The 16,312-nt window shown below is 40.7% G+C and carries 13 protein-coding genes; 12 read left to right on the top strand and 1 reads right to left on the bottom strand.

The annotated features are described in order from the left end of the window. Positions 1–8: 8 nt before the first annotated feature. From N3A72_05740 to rsfS, 12 genes are all read left to right on the top strand, one after another. Positions 9–1,505, top strand: a complete 1,497-nt coding sequence (locus tag N3A72_05740; GenBank protein MCX7919104.1) for a UDP-N-acetylmuramoyl-L-alanyl-D-glutamate--2,6-diaminopimelate ligase — start codon at positions 9–11, stop codon at positions 1,503–1,505. Between the two features lie 4 nt (positions 1,506–1,509). Continuing rightward, a complete protein-coding gene (locus N3A72_05735) occupies positions 1,510–2,922 on the top strand; it encodes a UDP-N-acetylmuramoyl-tripeptide--D-alanyl-D-alanine ligase (GenBank protein ID MCX7919103.1) in 1,413 nt (470 codons plus the stop codon). A gap of 7 nt (positions 2,923–2,929) precedes the next feature. Further along, positions 2,930–4,045, top strand: a complete 1,116-nt coding sequence (gene mraY / locus N3A72_05730; GenBank protein ID MCX7919102.1) for a phospho-N-acetylmuramoyl-pentapeptide-transferase — start codon at positions 2,930–2,932, stop codon at positions 4,043–4,045. A 129-nt stretch (positions 4,046–4,174) separates the two neighbouring features. Continuing rightward, positions 4,175–5,539: a UDP-N-acetylmuramoyl-L-alanine--D-glutamate ligase gene (gene murD / locus N3A72_05725; GenBank protein MCX7919101.1), complete on the top strand. Its 1,365-nt coding sequence runs from the start codon at positions 4,175–4,177 to the stop codon at positions 5,537–5,539. Between the two features lie 75 nt (positions 5,540–5,614). Then, on the top strand, positions 5,615–6,727 hold the full coding sequence (gene ftsW / locus N3A72_05720; GenBank protein MCX7919100.1) for a putative lipid II flippase FtsW: 1,113 nt from the start codon (positions 5,615–5,617) through the stop codon (positions 6,725–6,727). A 6-nt stretch (positions 6,728–6,733) separates the two neighbouring features. Next, positions 6,734–7,885, top strand: a complete 1,152-nt coding sequence (gene murG, locus N3A72_05715) for an undecaprenyldiphospho-muramoylpentapeptide beta-N-acetylglucosaminyltransferase (GenBank protein ID MCX7919099.1) — start codon at positions 6,734–6,736, stop codon at positions 7,883–7,885. A gap of 24 nt (positions 7,886–7,909) precedes the next feature. Further along, on the top strand, positions 7,910–10,207 hold the full coding sequence (gene murC, locus N3A72_05710; GenBank protein ID MCX7919098.1) for a UDP-N-acetylmuramate--L-alanine ligase: 2,298 nt from the start codon (positions 7,910–7,912) through the stop codon (positions 10,205–10,207). Between the two features lie 85 nt (positions 10,208–10,292). Further along, positions 10,293–11,171, top strand: a complete 879-nt coding sequence (locus tag N3A72_05705) for an FtsQ-type POTRA domain-containing protein (GenBank protein MCX7919097.1) — start codon at positions 10,293–10,295, stop codon at positions 11,169–11,171. 53 nt (positions 11,172–11,224) lie between these two features. Continuing rightward, positions 11,225–12,442, top strand: a complete 1,218-nt coding sequence (gene ftsA, locus N3A72_05700; GenBank protein MCX7919096.1) for a cell division protein FtsA — start codon at positions 11,225–11,227, stop codon at positions 12,440–12,442. A 57-nt stretch (positions 12,443–12,499) separates the two neighbouring features. Beyond that, on the top strand, positions 12,500–13,807 hold the full coding sequence (gene ftsZ / locus N3A72_05695) for a cell division protein FtsZ (GenBank protein ID MCX7919095.1): 1,308 nt from the start codon (positions 12,500–12,502) through the stop codon (positions 13,805–13,807). 178 nt (positions 13,808–13,985) lie between these two features. Next, a complete protein-coding gene (yqeK, locus tag N3A72_05690) occupies positions 13,986–14,564 on the top strand; it encodes a bis(5'-nucleosyl)-tetraphosphatase (symmetrical) YqeK (protein ID MCX7919094.1) in 579 nt (192 codons plus the stop codon). A 48-nt stretch (positions 14,565–14,612) separates the two neighbouring features. Next, complete coding sequence (gene rsfS / locus N3A72_05685; GenBank protein ID MCX7919093.1) at positions 14,613–14,990, top strand: ribosome silencing factor; 378 nt, start codon at positions 14,613–14,615, stop codon at positions 14,988–14,990. A gap of 122 nt (positions 14,991–15,112) precedes the next feature. Here the strand turns inward: rsfS and N3A72_05680 are convergent, their stop codons facing one another. Then, a complete protein-coding gene (locus tag N3A72_05680) occupies positions 15,113–16,288 on the bottom strand; it encodes a class I SAM-dependent rRNA methyltransferase (protein ID MCX7919092.1) in 1,176 nt (391 codons plus the stop codon). Positions 16,289–16,312 lie beyond the last annotated feature (24 nt).

Genomic DNA, 16,312 nt, shown 5'->3' with positions numbered 1-16,312 from the left:
ATCTGATTATGCGATTAGGTGAATTAATTTCAGTTTTGCCACAAAAAGAGTTTATTCAAGGTAATCCTGAACTTGAAATTCTCGGGCTTGCGCATAGCTCGAAGGAAGTTACCCCCGGTTCGTTGTTTATTTGTATTGAAGGATATAAAACCGATGGACATCGATATGCAGCACAAGCTATTGAAAACGGAGCGGTTGCGCTTGTAATTAATAAAGAACTCGCTGGAATTCCGGAGCAGATTGCGCTTATTAAAGTGCCAAACACTCGTTCTGCAGAAGCTAGCTTAGCAGCAAAATTCTATGGTTACCCGAGCCAGAAAATGCCGGTTATTGGAATAACTGGCACCAATGGGAAAACGACGACCACCTATTTAATTGAATCAATTTTACGAAGTGCCGGATATCGTCCTGGTGTCATTGGAACGATTGCATATCGGTTTGGTGGGAACATTATACCTGCGAAAAATACGACACCGTCAGCGCTAGAGCTAAATCAAATCATGGCGCAAATGGTTGAAATCGGCTGTGATTATCTAGTTATGGAAGTTTCATCGCATGCGTTATCGCAAGGACGGGTCGATGGAATAGATTTCGATGTCGGAATATTTACCAACCTAACCCGAGACCATCTCGATTTTCATAATACGTTAGAAGAATATCTTAAAGCAAAATGTATTCTATTCGTTAAACTCGGACAGGGATATGATAAAAAATATCCTAAATTTGCAGTAGTTAATATTGATGACCAATACGCAGCTGAGGTTATTGCCGCTAGTGCCGTTCCGGTAGTGAAATATGGTGTAGCGAATGATGCGGAAGTTCGAGCTGCAAATATCGTACCACGTCAAACAGGATTAGTGTTCGATTTAATAACTCCGCTCGGGAAAACCGAAATCCAGTTACAGCTTGCCGGTATGTTTAACGTTTATAATGCACTTGCGGCAGCAGCTGCAGTATTGAAAGCCAATATTTCATTAGAGCAGATTAAATCGGGATTAGAATCAGTCTCCATCGTTCCAGGTCGATTTCAGTTGGTTGATGCTGGTCAAGATTTTATGGTAATTGTCGATTATGCTCATACGGAAGATGCATTGTTCAATTTACTCCGTTCGGCTCGACAGTTAACTAAACAGAAACTAATTGTCGTTTTCGGCTGTGGTGGAGACCGAGACCGAGGTAAACGACCTAAGATGGGAGAAATAGCAGCAAAGTTAGCTGATCTAGTTATCATAACTTCAGATAATCCCCGGTCTGAAGACCCAGCCCGAATCGCATTAGATATCGAAATCGGGATTAAACGGGTTAGTAATGGAGCCGATAAATATCAAGTGGTTCTGGATCGAAAAACGGCAATTGCAACCGCAATTGAATTAGCAAAAAAAGGAGATATTGTGGTTATTGCTGGAAAAGGACACGAAACCTACCAAATATTTGCCGATCGAACGATTCATTTTGATGATGCTGAAGTAGCTAGAGAAATATTAACCCAAAAAATATTGAGGTAGACCTTTGGAATCAATTACCGTAACGCAAATTGTACAATGGACACAAGGGAAACTCATCCATGACACATGGGGATTACCGGTAACGAACATTAGCACGGATACGCGAACCCTTACCATCGGTGATTTATTTGTACCCATTAAAGGCGAGCATTTCGACGGACACAATTTTCTCGAAGAAGCGATTCGAAAAGGTGCTGCCGGAATTCTAATTGCCGAAGGAAATCCATTACCACATATCCAATGGCAAAATCATTTCGTGATTCAAGTTAAAGATACGAAACGAGCCTTAGGCGATTTAGCGAAACATTATCGAGCGCAATTTGACATTCCAGTGATTGCGATAACCGGTAGTAACGGAAAAACTACGGTTAAAGAAATGGTTGCGCAGATATTAAATCAGCGATTTAGTGTCCTGAAAAACGAAGGGAATTTAAATAATGAAATCGGATTACCGCTCACTTTATTTCAGTTGGGAACGAAGCATCGAGTTGCAGTAATTGAACTTGGAATGAGTGCCCTTGGAGAAATTAAGCGGTTAGCCGAAATCAGCCAGCCGTCTATTGGAGTTGTAACTAATGTAGCGGAAGCGCATTTAGAATTTTTTAAATCAGTTGATGAAATTGCTATGGCGAAGTCGGAATTAGTCACCTCGTTGAACGAAAATCACACCGCTGTGCTGAACATTGATGACGAACGGGTAGCGCGGTTTAAAGAATTGACCAAAGCGAAAATTTTAACCTTTGGGATTCAAAATCGAGCAGATTTTCGAGCGACAGAAATAAGGTTCAACCAGGAAAAAATGCGGATAGAATTTCAGTTACTTAGTCCCCAAGGATACCACCAGGTATGCATGCCCATTCTTGGCCAACACAATGTATATAACGCACTAGCATCCACGGCAGCAGTGTGGAGTTTAATGCCAGATATTGAATTAATTGCTGCCGGATTAGCTACCATTAAACCGGCGAAAATGCGAATGGAATTGATTGAACTTAATGGGATAATCATCATCAACGATGCGTATAATGCGAATCCGAAGTCAATGCATTCCGCTTTGGAAACCATTGCTAATTTGAAGGTAACCGGTCGAAAAATAGCGGTGCTAGGAACGATGCGAGAACTAGGTCAGATTGAAGTTTCAGCGCATCAGCAAGTCGGCATAAAGGTTGCAAACCTGAACTTGGACTATTTAATTACGGTCGGCGAATTAGCCCGCCAGATAGCGGATGGCGCAAAACAAGCAGGTATGGCTCCGGAACGGATATTTGAATTAGATTCCAATCAGCAAGCAGTTGAGGTATTAAGCGGATTAATTCATTCTGGCGACTTAGTTTTGGTCAAAGCTTCACGGAAACTTAAATTCGAAGAGATTGTATTCGATTTGCAAAAACTGTATAGCCAATTGTGTATAAATTGACACAATTATGCTCTATCTTTTTCTCATCCATTATCTCAATAAGCTTTATGATATTCCTGGAATTAATGTTTTCCGGTATATTACGTTCCGGTCAGCGACAGCCGCATTTTTAGCGTTATTAATCAGTTTACTTCTCGGACCAAAAGTTATAGCACGATTGCGGCAGATGAAAATCGGTCAATATATCCGCAAAATTGACCAAGAAAAAGGACCTGATCTTAGCGAGATGCATAAAGGCAAAGCCGGAACGCCAACCATGGGCGGGATATTAATCCTAATTTCGATTTTAGTACCAGTGATACTATTAGGCGATTTGACGAATCGACTAGTCATTTTGATGTTGATTGTAACCTGTTGGTTTGGTGCGGTTGGATTTCTAGATGATTATATCAAATTGGTTATGCGTCGGTCGCTAGGATTAACCGCTGCGAATAAATTATTCTGGCAGATATGCTTAGGCATCGCCGTTGGCCTGTATCTTTATTATTATCCTATTATTCCAGATAAAGCCACCCAACTTTATTTTCCGTTCCTCAAAAACTTCCATCCGACGCTAGGCTGGTGGTATATTCCTTTTGTGGTGTTAGTCATAGTTGGAGCTTCGAACGCCGTGAATTTGACCGATGGACTTGATGGATTAGCTATCGGTTGTGTAACGATTAGCGCGTTGGCGTATGTCGTGATGACATATATTGTTGGTCGAGCAGATTATAGCGCATATTTACAAATTGCGTATGTTAAAGAAGCAAGTGAGCTAACTGTTTTCGTAGCAGCGCTCGTCGGTGCCGGATTAGGATTTTTATGGTTTAATGCACATCCCGCTAAAGTGTTTATGGGTGATACCGGTTCATTAGCATTAGGAGGAGCACTCGGGATCATCGCCATTCTGATTAAACAGGAATTGACTCTGGTTATCATTGGTGGAGTTTTTGTGATTGAAGCTCTTTCGGTAATCATTCAGGTTGCTTCGTATAAACTGCGCGGCAAACGGGTATTTTTAATGTCACCATTACATCATCATTTTGAACGAGCCGGTGTTCATGAATCGACAATCATTGTTCGATTTTGGATTGTTGCGGCAATCTTAGCGATGATTGGGTTAAGCACGCTAAAATTACGGTAAAAATAGGTAGGATTTTACCTTATTTCGAACAGGTGAATAGTGGGAATTGCTCAGAGCAATACCCACTCCGCTCCATTCAAAAATCGAGAAGAAATAATCACGGAGAAGACTGATTTTTCATAAGAAATAATGCAAAGGTTAGGTTTATCGGTTACGAACAAGAACATTACAGTTTTAGGAATGGCAAGAAGCGGAGTTGCTGCAGCAAATTTATTGGCTAAACACGGGGCAAAAGTTAAAATCAGCGATATTAAACCCCGTGAGAGTTTAGAAAAATTCATTCAGCAATTAGTGAGTCCGGAAATTGAAATCTCAACGTCAGCCAATCAGGTCGAAGACATTAAATCCGCAGAACTGGTTATATTAAGTCCTGGTATTCCAACGGATATTCCAGCGGTGCAAGAAGCGAAAAACCGAAACATTCCGGTGCTTAGCGAAATCGAGTTAGCATATCAATTTTCGCAAGCGAACTGGATAGCTATTACCGGGTCGAACGGAAAAACCACGACGACAACGTTAACCGGTGAATTGTTGAAATCAGCATGGTCAGCTCCAGTCGAAGTTGCTGGCAATATCGGATTTGCATTATGCAATGTAGCTGAACAAGTTCCGAAGGAAGGTTTAATCGTTTCCGAAATCAGCAGTTTCCAATTGGAAACGATAACGACATTTAAACCCTATATCGGTGCCCTGTTAAATTTAACGCCGAATCATCTTGACCGATATCCGGATTTTGAAAGTTATGCCCGAGCAAAAATCAGAATATTTGAATATCAATCCGGAAACGATTTTGCAGTATTGAATGCGGATGATATTGAAACGCAGAAGTATGTATCTGCAGTTAAAGCGAAAAAAATCTTTTTTTCCCGATTAACAAACTTGAAGGAAGGAGTTTTTGTTAACCAGCATAATGTTTGGGTCAAGTTTGGCAATTGGGACGAAGCGGTTATCCCGCTGAAAGAATTAAATATTCCTGGCGAACATAATGTTGAAAATGCACTCGCTGCAGTCGCTATTGCGGTATGTTGTGGTATTGCTCCTTCCAAACTGGTCGAGCCGCTAAAAGCATTTAAAGGAGTAGAACACCGGTTGGAGTTTGTTCGCGAATTAAACGGCGTCAAATATTACAATGATTCTAAAGCAACAACAGTGGTTGCGGTGATAACCGCACTTAAAAGCCTTTCAGGACCAATCATTCTCATTGCTGGTGGGAAAGACAAGGGAAGCGATTATACTCCGTTACGTCCGTTATTGCAAAAAAAAGTTAAACAGTTGATTCTGATTGGTCAAGCGCGGCAGAAAATGCGAACTGCGTTAGAGAGTAGCTGTCCAATACTTGAAGCTGATTCGATGCAAGAAGCGGTCAAACTTGCGTATGAAAAAGCTGTGAATGGAGATACAGTGTTATTATCTCCGGCGTGCGCAAGCTATGATATGTTTACCGATTTTGAAGAACGTGGACGCATATTCAAACAAATAGTAATGGAACTATAGCAATTGCCAAGAATAAACGTTATTTTCGAACGGATACATTAGCAGAACAATTAAAAAAATAGGAGGAAAAATGATATGTTAGAGTTTAAGACGAAAATACAAGCGACAATATTTATTGTAACGATTATTCTCGTGTGTTTTGGTCTAGTAATGGTATTAAATTCAAGTTTTTATTTAGGTGAAAAGAAATATCACAATCCATATTATTTCTTTATGCGTCAATTAATCTGGGCAATAATCAGTATCTTTGCTATGTTGCTTATGATGCGCTTGGACTATCAACAATTACGAAAAGTAAGTCGGTTTGTTTTACTTGTTGCATTATTGTTACTCTTTGTTGTGCTCATAATAGGGAAACGGGTTAATGGTGCAATTCGCTGGATTTACTTCGGTCCAATTAGCTTTCAACCATCAGAATTTGCGAAGTTAGCTTTGATTATCTATATGGCAGATGTCTTGACGAGAAAGCAGGAAGGTGACCAATTAAAAAAGATTTCTACCGGATTATTTCCTGTCACGGTAGTTATGGGATTATTAGCAATATTAGTGTTGCTGGAGCCGGATTTAGGAACTGCGGTGGTGATGGTTGCGATAGCATCGGCACTCTGTTTTATTTCAGGAATGCGAAAATTATATTTATTGATTGCGCTAGCAATTCCCGTATTGATTTATGAGCTGATTAAACATCCGTATCGCTGGAAAAGAATATTAGTTTTCTTAAACCCGAGCAGTGACCCAATGGGTGCGGGATATCAAGTCAACCAATCATTTATTGCGCTAGGTTCCGGCGGTTTAACCGGTCGAGGATTAGGCGAAAGTCTTCAGGCATTTGGATATCTCCCCGATGGTCATACAGATTTTATTTTCTCGATTATTGGCGAACAATTAGGATTTATTGGAACTATAGCGGTTCTCTCCACTTTCCTATTGTTAATCATACTCGGAGCTGTCGTAGCAATTCGCTCTAAAGACTTATTTGGAACGCTCTTGGTTGCAGGAGTAATTTCGCTTATTGCTATGCAAGTAATAATTAATACTAGTGTTGTTTCGGGCTTATTACCAGCTAAAGGAATGCCATTACCGCTTATCAGTTACGGTGGGTCATCGTTATTATTTATGTTACTCGGTATAGGAATTTTGCTTAATGTTGCGAAATATACCACTGAACGAGTTAAAGACATCCGTTGATTATCTATGGCGCAAAATACTGTATCTAACGGGATGAAGCTATTGATTTCTGGCGGAGGAACCGGCGGTCATATCTATCCGGGAATAGCGGTTATCCAGGGATTATTGCAAATACAACCAAATGCGCAATTCGGGTATGTTGGTAAAAAAAATGGATTAGAAGAACAGATAGTAACTAATTCTGGATTGCCAATAACGTTCTTTGGTATCGAAGCGCAGGGGTTATCCAGAAAAATATCGGTAACTAACGTTCGTGCATTATTTAAAAACTATTACGGTTACAAACAAGCGACGCAAGTTATTTCGCAATTTAGACCGGATGTGGTTTTCGGAACCGGTGGATATGTTTCCGTGAGCACCGTGTATGCTGCGCAACGGAAGAAAATCCCTACGTTGATTTTAGAACAGAATTTGATTCCAGGATTAGCGAATAAATTCCTTGGGAAACGAGCAACCGCAATTGCAGTTAGTTTTCCTGAGACGAGCGCATATTTTCCGATAGGGAAAGTAACCGTTACCGGAACGCCGGTGAGATTACCGAAACAAACGGTATCCAAAGCAGAAGCGAGACAATTATTCGGACTTGAACCAGATGTGTTTACTCTGTTAGTGTTTGGTGGCAGTCAAGGTTCATTAACGATCAACCGGGCGATAGTTTCTGCGTTACCAATATTGGAAGAGCGTAATATAAAATTGCAGATTATTTTGCAGACCGGCCAAAAAAATTATCCTAACATAGTTGAGCAAGTGAAAACCTCAAAAATAAAGGTGATTATTCTTCCGTATATTCATGAAATGATGAATGCATATACCGCAGCAGATTTAGTAATTTGTCGAGCTGGAGCAATTTCTATTGCAGAAATTACGGTTTGTGGGGTGCCTGCAATTTTAATTCCATATCCCTATGCGACGGCGAATCATCAGGAAAAAAATGCACGAATGCTTGAACAACACGGTGCAGCGAAAGTGGTTCTAGAGCGTGAATTAACTACATCAAACTTGGTCGAATTAATTGCCGCATTGATGCAAAACAAACAAAAGTTGTCAATAATGGCTGAAAAAAGTCGGCAATTAGGTAAACCGAATGCAACGTTCGACCTTTGTAAACTTATCCAGCAATTAGCGAACAATAAGTTTATATCCGCTACAGCAGATTAAGTGAATGAATATTTGTAAAATAATATGCAGCAACAACAGATATCCTCGGCAGTAAAACATATTCATTTTATCGGAATCGGTGGAACAGGTATGAATGGACTAGCTCAGGTATATCTCCAGTTAGGGTACGAAGTGTCCGGTTCTGATAAATCTGTTTCTGAAGCGACACAGCGGTTGCAACAGTTAGGGGCAAAAGTGTATTTCGGTCATGCACCCGAAAATATTAACGGGGCAAATTTAGTCGTTTATTCGAGCGCAATAGATCCAGAAAATCCAGAATTAGTCGAAGCAAAAAAACGGAATATTCCAATTTGGCATCGGGCAGATTTATTAGCTGATTTAATGAAAACGCGACAGGTTATCGCTGTCGCAGGAACCCATGGTAAAACTACTACTAGTTCGATGATATTCTCAATGTTGCTCCATGCGGGATTACAACCAACAGCAATTATCGGTGGGAAGGTTCAAGAAATTGGCAGTTCTGCAATGCTCGGACGAGGGACATGGCTGGTTGCGGAGACCGATGAAAGTGATAAATCGTTCTTGCGGCTAACCCCCAAAATTGCGGTTGTTAATAATATTGAAGCAGACCATCTAGAGCATTACGATGGAAAATTTGAAAATATCGTTACCGCATTTATTCAATTCATGCATTTAGTACCACCGGATGGTTTTGTTTTGATTGGCTATGATGATCCGACCGCACGAACATTAGTCGAAAAGTCAATTCGGCCGGTGGTGACTTTTGGTTTACATCGGGAAGCTGATGTTCGTGCAGAAAATATTCGATACGTCCAATTCGGGAGTAGATTTGATTTAATTTATAAGAATGAAAAGAAAGCGGAAGTAGCTATTCGAATGCCAGGTAAACATAATGTACAGAATGCATTAGCTGCGATTGCGGTTGGTATCGTTTTAGAACTCGATATTGCGCAAATTCTTCCGGGATTGGAAGGATTCAACGGGGTAGGGAGACGGTTTGAAATTAAGGGTGTAGTGAATGGTATAACCGTTGTCGATGATTATGCGCATAACCCAAGTAAGGTTGCAGCAGCGATTGCCGCGTGTAGAACCGGTGATGCAAAACGGGTTATAGCTGTGTTTCAGCCGCATCGATATACTCGTACCAAATTTCTAGCAGAGCAGTTTGGACAAAGTTTTACAGCTGCCGATGAATTGATTATTACAGAAATTTATGCTGCTGGAGAAACGCCACTTCCGGGTATATCAAGTCAGACAATTATTGACGCTGCTAAAATCAATGGATTTGAACGTATCACTTATATTCCTAACCGTGACGAGATTAATGATTATCTTATTAAAACCGTTCAACCTGGTGACATTGTAATTTATTTAGGTGCGGGAGATATTTGGCGATTGGCAGATGATTTGGTGGCTCGCTTGAAACAAAAAATGCAAACTAGGCTGAGTGTCGATGACCCTTTTCCGCCGATACAGGGAAAAGTCATTTCGCAAGCGATAATGAAAGATTATACGACGCTTAAAATCGGAGGAAAAGCAGAACTATTAGTTATCCCGGAAAACATCGAATCCTTGACTCAAATTCTCCACTATGCGAAACATAAAGGAATTACGCCATTTATCCTTGGCGCTGGGTCGAATATATTGGTGCGAGATAACGGTATCCCTGGGATAACGATTAAACTCGGTGAAGGATTTAAACACATTGAGCAAGTGGATACGCTGTTAATCCGTTGCGGTGCCGCAGTTATGTTACCGGATTTAGTAAAATTTTCTGCGGCTGCGGAATTAACCGGATTGGAAGCGCTTGTTGGCATCCCTGGAACCGTTGGTGGAGCGATATATATGAATGCTGGAGCTTTTAACCATTCGATTAGTGAATGTATTGCTACGATAACGATTGTAGATTTTGAAGGAAATATTAAAGTTTTAACAAAAGAAGAAGTAACATTTGATGAACATAAAACCAATCTTGATAAAGTAATTATTGTAGAATGTTTATTGAAATTGCTGCCGGGTAATAAGCAGGAAATATTAGCCAAAATGCAGCAATATACCGACCGGCGAGCGGCAACACAACCGTTAGAATATCCGAGCGCAGGTTGTTTTTTTCGGAATCCGAAAGGTGAAGGAGCAGGACGATGGATTGACCGTGCTGGATTGAAAGGAACCAGAATAGGTGGAGCGATGATTTCAGAGAAACATGCAAATTATATCGTTAATGTTGGTAATGCGACAGCACAGGATTGCCTAGAACTGATTAACCTTGTTCAGCAAAAGGTGAAAAGAGAATTTAATATTGATTTAGAGCTAGAAGTTAAGATAGTCGGCGCGAGCTGAGTGTATAATTTCATCCAAATTGCCACAGATGATAATGAAGTAATCTGACGCCGTAAGGTTATGAAGTTTATGGAAATACAATCATATGAAATCCATCTATACCCATATAAAAATCAATAATGAACATCTTAAAAAGAAGAAACGTAAAGTTCAGAAAGACATTCCACCACACTATATTTGGAAAAAGGTATTGCATGGTGTATTAACTGGATTGTTGATGTTGATCGTAATTCTTGTAGGGATTCAATTAACTATGTTTGTATTCTGGTCTAATTATTTTTCGCTGCGTAAAGTCGAAATTAGTACAACAAAACAGATTAATAGAACCGAAATACTTAATTTAGCCGATGTACAGTTGCAAAAGAATCTAGTCACTTTACCAACACGGAATATTATTAAGCGAGTTATGGTTCATCCCTGGGTAAAAGAAGTTCGGATACAAAAACGGTTTCCAGCTACGATACGAATAGATGTAGTTGAACGTAGTCCTATCGCAGTAGTATGCGGAAAAGAAATGTATGGTGTTGATGCTGAAGGATATCTGCTACCAGGAATATATCCGGAATCGTTACAAGAATTACCGATAGTTACAGTCCCAGAGAATGTACTCGTTGAACATCCAACCCGTATCAATTCAGACGGAATGCGGAATGTTCTAACGGTTATCACCTATTTAAAAGAAAATGCGCCATGGTTTCTGAAGGAAATATCAGAATTCAATATTACTGCACCGGATAACCTTTTGTTGTATACGCTGCATGAAGGGACAGAAATTCGTCTTGGGAAAGAAAATTTTGAAGAACGATTAAACAAATTGTTACACATCTGGCAGATAATAAAACAGCAGCAGCTGGAAGAAGAATATATAGATTTACGATTTGATAAACAAGGCATTGTAACGAAGCCCAAAATTGTGAATAAAAAGCGAGATAAAGGAACGGAATCCAATAAGGTACAAACATAAGTACCAACAATAGCTAGAACTTGAAACGTGTAAACGTTAAAGGAACATTAAGTATGGCTAAAACAAAACAAAATCTTATTGTAGGGCTAGACATCGGGACTACGCAAGTCAGAACATTGATTGCTGAAATACACGAAGATGGAGAGATGAGTATTATCGGGATAGGGACGGTTCCCTCGGAAGGACTCGAACGTGGAATGATAGTAGATTTAGAGAGTACAACCCGGTCAATTCAACGGTCTGTGCAGAAAGCACAAGATATAGCGAATGTTGAAGTAAAAAAAGCAATTGTCGGCATTAGCGGAAATCATATTCAATGTCAGAATGCGCGAGCTGGAATTGAGGTGGTTGCTCCCTTACGTGGAATAACGGAAGAAGATGTCGCGCGCGCTCGCGAAAAAGCAATGGCAATGGTTACTCCTGCTGGTCGTGAAATAATTCATACTTTAGTTCAAGAATATATTGTAGACGAACAGAGTGGAATTAAGAATCCCATCGGTTTTGCAGGGACAAGACTAGATGTTGAAATCCACGTGGTCACAGGAGCTTTAACTTCAGCGAATAATATTGCGAAATCAGTTAATCAAGCAGGAGTTGAGGTAGAAGATATCGTATTACAACCGTTAGCCTCAAGCCGTGCAATACTGAATGATGATGAACGGGATTTAGGTGTAATTATGGCGGATATTGGTGGTGGCACGACCGATGTAGTGATTTTTGGGAAGAATGGGATTCGGCATACCCAGATTATTCCACTCGGTGGCAATTATATTACCAAGGATATCGCAGAAGGATTACGGGTAACTCGATTCGATGCCGAAAATATTAAACGGAAATATGGCTGTGCGTATGTTGCTTTGGTAGGAGATGAAGAACAATTTGAAATTAACGATGTGGTTGGCCGAGAACCGCAAATGGTTGAACGAAAAAAACTTGCGGAAATTATTCAACCCCGGATGGAAGAGATTTATACTTTGATTAAAGAGCAGTTAGACCATGTTCCGCATCGATATCGTCGACCAGCGGGTGTGGTGTTGACCGGTGGGGTGACCTTAATGCCCGGGGTAAAAGAGTTGGCGAAAGAAGTGTTCCAGCTCCCGATACGAATCGGTGCTCCCTTTGGTATCCGGGGATTAACTGAACCGGTAAGTAGTCCGATATATTCAACCGGAGTTGGCCTATTGCTATTTGGTTATGAATTACGATTGCAGAAACCGCTACGACGGTGGAAGTGGTGGGATAAAATCTCTGGTTGGTTAAATAATTTTTAAACAGCGAACATAAAAATTTATTACCTTCGACTTTGTTCAGGGTAAAAGGAGGATATCATGATATTAGAGTTTTCTAATGAAGCACAAAGTAATGGTAAGATTAAAGTGATTGGTATCGGTGGTGCTGGATGCAATGCAGTTGACGGGATGCTCGACTTTGGATTAAGCGGAGTCGAGTTAATGGTTATGAATACTGATGTACAAAGTCTGCTGAAATCGAAAACTGCATATAAAGTCCAGCTCGGAGAAACGGTTACCCGTGGATTAGGTGCGGGTGGCGATCCCGAACTCGGGAAAAAAGCTGCTGAAGAATCACTCGACCTAATTCGAGATGCATTACTTGGTGCGAATATCGTTTTTCTCGCTGCAGGGTTAGGTGGCGGAACCGGTACCGGAGCATTGCCGGTAATTGCGAAACTGGCAAAAGAACTCGGCATTCTAACCGTTGGAGTAGTAACCAAACCGTTCAAGTTTGAAATAAACCGGGTTAAAATTGCGGAACAAGGAATAACCGAGTTGAAAGATACAATCGATGCGCTGATGATTATTCCGAATGACTACTTGATTTCACTAGTTGGTGAAACAGCTACATTAGCAGAAACATTTGCTACCGCAAATAATATGCTTTATCAGGCGGTAAGCAGTATTTCAGATTTGATTTATGTTCCTGGGATAATCAACGTCGATTTTGCGAGTATTAAATCAGTTATGGGGAATCAAGGTGGAGCGGTTATTGGTATTGGGACAGCAACGGGGGAGAACCGGGCGACGTTAGCAGTTAAATCCGCAAGTGAATCTGGATTGTTAGAGAAATCGAAAATCGCTGGTGCGAAAAATATTTTACTTAATATTACCGGTGGTCCTTCATTGACGATAGGTGAAATATATCAAGCTGCAGGTACTGTAGCGACTTTAGCAAATCCGCAAGCGAATATCATATTTGGCGCAGTGATTGATGAGCAGTTCGGTGACGCAATAAAAGTCACTATGATTGCAACTGGGTTTGAAGGGAAAGATGCATTGAGTGAAATACACCAGGATTTTTCTGAGACGAAAGCGAAATCGATACCGCTGGAACAGATTGAAGAAAAAGTATCTGAATCATCTGAATCAATAGTAGAACCGTTTACTCCGGTGCCGATTCTAGAGCCCACGGTGACGACATCAAAAAATGATTCCGATAAACCAGCTGAGCTCGAAAGTTCTCCTTATACCGATACGCCGTTATTTGCACCGCCTGAATCGGAGAAGTCCGGAGTACATGACTCGGAAATCGGTATACCGCAGACGCCGGCATTTTCCCCAACAGATTACGAAATTCCTGCATATTTGCGACGACGGCAAGCTTCGCGCCCTGCCGTCTAATTTTCCGGCGTAGAGGATACGGGATAGGGATAATGTTATTTTAATATAACATTATCCCCATTCCTATACTCTGGAATTAACTGTATTGATTTACATTAAAATTGTAATATATAATGAAATACAAGAAATTGGTTTTAATGTTTTGATGGTATAGGAGTAGCCAATAGACGTTATAGAGATAGAACATAAACTAGCAACATATCTTGACCAGCCAAAATATCTCCATTCACTCGGTGTGAAAACAACAGCATTACGTTTAGCGAAACAGTTTGCAGTAGATGGTCATCAAGCCCAAATTGCTGGGCTCTTACATGATTGCGCCCGTTGTTTTCCTATCACTAAACAAAAAGCAATTCTGCAAACCTATCCTGATGTAATTGATGCTGAAGAACAGCTGATTCCAGAACTCTGGCACGCACCTATTTCTGCACTGATAGCGCAAACCGAATTTAACATTCATGCCCCGGACATATTAGCGGCGATTCGCTATCATTCTACCGGAAGAGCTCAGATGAGTGAATTGGAGAAAGTCATTTTTATTGCCGATTATATTGAGCCATATCGTGCGTTCGAGATACCAGATACTATAAAACGAAGTATGAGCCATAGTTTAACCGAATTAACCTTAGCCGTTTTAGAAGCGAAATTAGATTTTTTAAAAAAACAACGCCAGCGGATACATTCGCGGGGAATAGAGGCAGTTGAATACTTAAAACATATGGTTCAAACAGATAGAACAGCGGATACAAACGGATAAAGTTCGTATCCGATTGTATCGGTTTTGATGGGAGGTGAGTCACCAATATTGGCACGACATCTATCGATCCGCGTTGCAAAACTCGCTGCGGATAAAAAAGGGTTCGGCATTGCGGTACTTGATTTACGGCAACTGACTGATTTCACTGATTTTTTCGTTCTGTGTAGTGGGGATTCCGATACCCACGTTCGCGCGCTAGCGGAATATATAGCAGAGACACTGAAAAAAGATTATCAGGTTAAATATCTTCATCGGGAAGGATATGAATACGGTCATTGGGTTATTTTAGATTATGGTTCGGTTGTCGTTCATATTCTTGAACCAGAAACGCGGGAATATTATGAACTTGAACGACTCTGGGGTGATGCTCCGGTCGTATATGGCAAACTTCCTGATTTAACTAATCCGGAATGGCGGTTGAACTAAAAGGAGAATAGGTACCGTAACAGGATTTCGGTTTCAGAAAAAGTATTGTTGTAAGTTTATACCGAACGCCGCATTGCGTATGCCGAGCAACGACTCGTCAAGATACCGTAACCAGAGTTGGTTCACCGAATGATTTGAACGGTAACACATTTGAGATATTCGGTTTCCGGAATGGTAAGCAGAATCGGATGGTCAAGCGCCTGTTGTCCGAACCGGATTAAACGAAGAAACACTTTTTCTTTCTCCGCAGCCGATTTAAGCATTTCGAAGAATCGTTCACGGCTGATATGATGCGAACAGGATGCGGTTACGAGATATCCGCCGGTAGGAAGTAATCGTATCGCGCGCTGGTTAAGTTCGCGATATCCTTTAATTGCAGTTGGGATATGGGTTCGACTTTTCGCAAAAGCCGGCGGATCAAGTATAACACAATCAAACTGTCGCTTTTCATTTTCTAACCTCTTTAGAGTTTCAAATGTTTCTCCAATCTGAAATTGACAGAGTTTCGTTACTTCATTTAATGCTGCATTTTCTTGCGCTATTGCAAGTGCAGATTCGGAACTATCAATTCCAAGCACAGATCGCGCGCCGAATTTCGCCGCATAAATAGACCATACACCGGTTCCACAAAATGCATCGAGAACAGTTTTTCCTGCAATAAAGGAAGTTATTGATTTTCGATTATCTCGATGGTCAAAAAAGAACCCAGTTTTCTGCCCATGCGCAATATCGACCTTAAACTTCAATCCATCTTGTTGTATTATCAGCGGGTCAGGTACCGTTCCATAAATCAGTTTACTTTCAAGAGACAGTCCTTCTAGCGTCCGAAATGGCGAATCGTTTCGGAGATAGATGCAATTAGGTTGATATAGTTCAATGAGAAGATCAATAATCGTTTGCTGCCATACTTCCATCCCAGCGGTTAGGATTTGCATAACGAGACAATGTTCATACTTATCAATAATCAAGCCAGGAATCCCATCCGCTTCGCTATAAACAACTCGATATGAGTTTTCATGCGGATAAATCTGTTGCCGATATTCAATTGCAGCAAGTAGTTTCTTCTTGAAGAAAACGGCGTTAATTTCTTCTGTTTGGACTCGGGTTAATAGTCGGACAGCTATCAACGAATGGGGATTATAGTATCCCCGTCCGATAAACTGATGCCGGTAATCATAAACATCAACCAGTTCACCGGGAACGCATTTTTCGATTTTAGTAAGTTCATTACTAAATATCCATGGATGACCCGCTCGAATGCGCTTCTCTTCGTTTTTTTTGAGCACTAATTGGAGCATACGATAATAGTTACCCGCAAAGCG

Source organism: bacterium, from assembly GCA_026416715.1.
In the GTDB taxonomy this organism is placed as follows: Bacteria; UBP4; UBA4092; order JAOAEQ01; family JAOAEQ01; genus JAOAEQ01.
The sequence above is the reverse complement of the archived record's forward strand: the minus strand, read 5'-3'. Positions and strand labels throughout refer to the sequence as shown.

Excerpts from the sequence above, each read along its gene's own strand:
- N3A72_05740 (MCX7919104.1), top strand. The coding sequence starts at position 9 with ATGCGATTAGGTGAATTAATTTCAGTTTTGCCACAAAAAGAGTTTATT.
- ftsW (MCX7919100.1), top strand. The coding sequence starts at position 5,615 with ATGTTAGAGTTTAAGACGAAAATACAAGCGACAATATTTATTGTAACG.
- N3A72_05680 (MCX7919092.1), bottom strand. The coding sequence starts at position 16,288 with ATGCTCCAATTAGTGCTCAAAAAAAACGAAGAGAAGCGCATTCGAGCG.
- N3A72_05705 (MCX7919097.1), top strand. The coding sequence starts at position 10,293 with ATGAAATCCATCTATACCCATATAAAAATCAATAATGAACATCTTAAA.
- murG (MCX7919099.1), top strand. The coding sequence starts at position 6,734 with ATGGCGCAAAATACTGTATCTAACGGGATGAAGCTATTGATTTCTGGC.
- ftsA (MCX7919096.1), top strand. The coding sequence starts at position 11,225 with ATGGCTAAAACAAAACAAAATCTTATTGTAGGGCTAGACATCGGGACT.
- murD (MCX7919101.1), top strand. The coding sequence starts at position 4,175 with ATGCAAAGGTTAGGTTTATCGGTTACGAACAAGAACATTACAGTTTTA.
- murC (MCX7919098.1), top strand. The coding sequence starts at position 7,910 with ATGCAGCAACAACAGATATCCTCGGCAGTAAAACATATTCATTTTATC.
- mraY (MCX7919102.1), top strand. The coding sequence starts at position 2,930 with ATGCTCTATCTTTTTCTCATCCATTATCTCAATAAGCTTTATGATATT.
- ftsZ (MCX7919095.1), top strand. The coding sequence starts at position 12,500 with ATGATATTAGAGTTTTCTAATGAAGCACAAAGTAATGGTAAGATTAAA.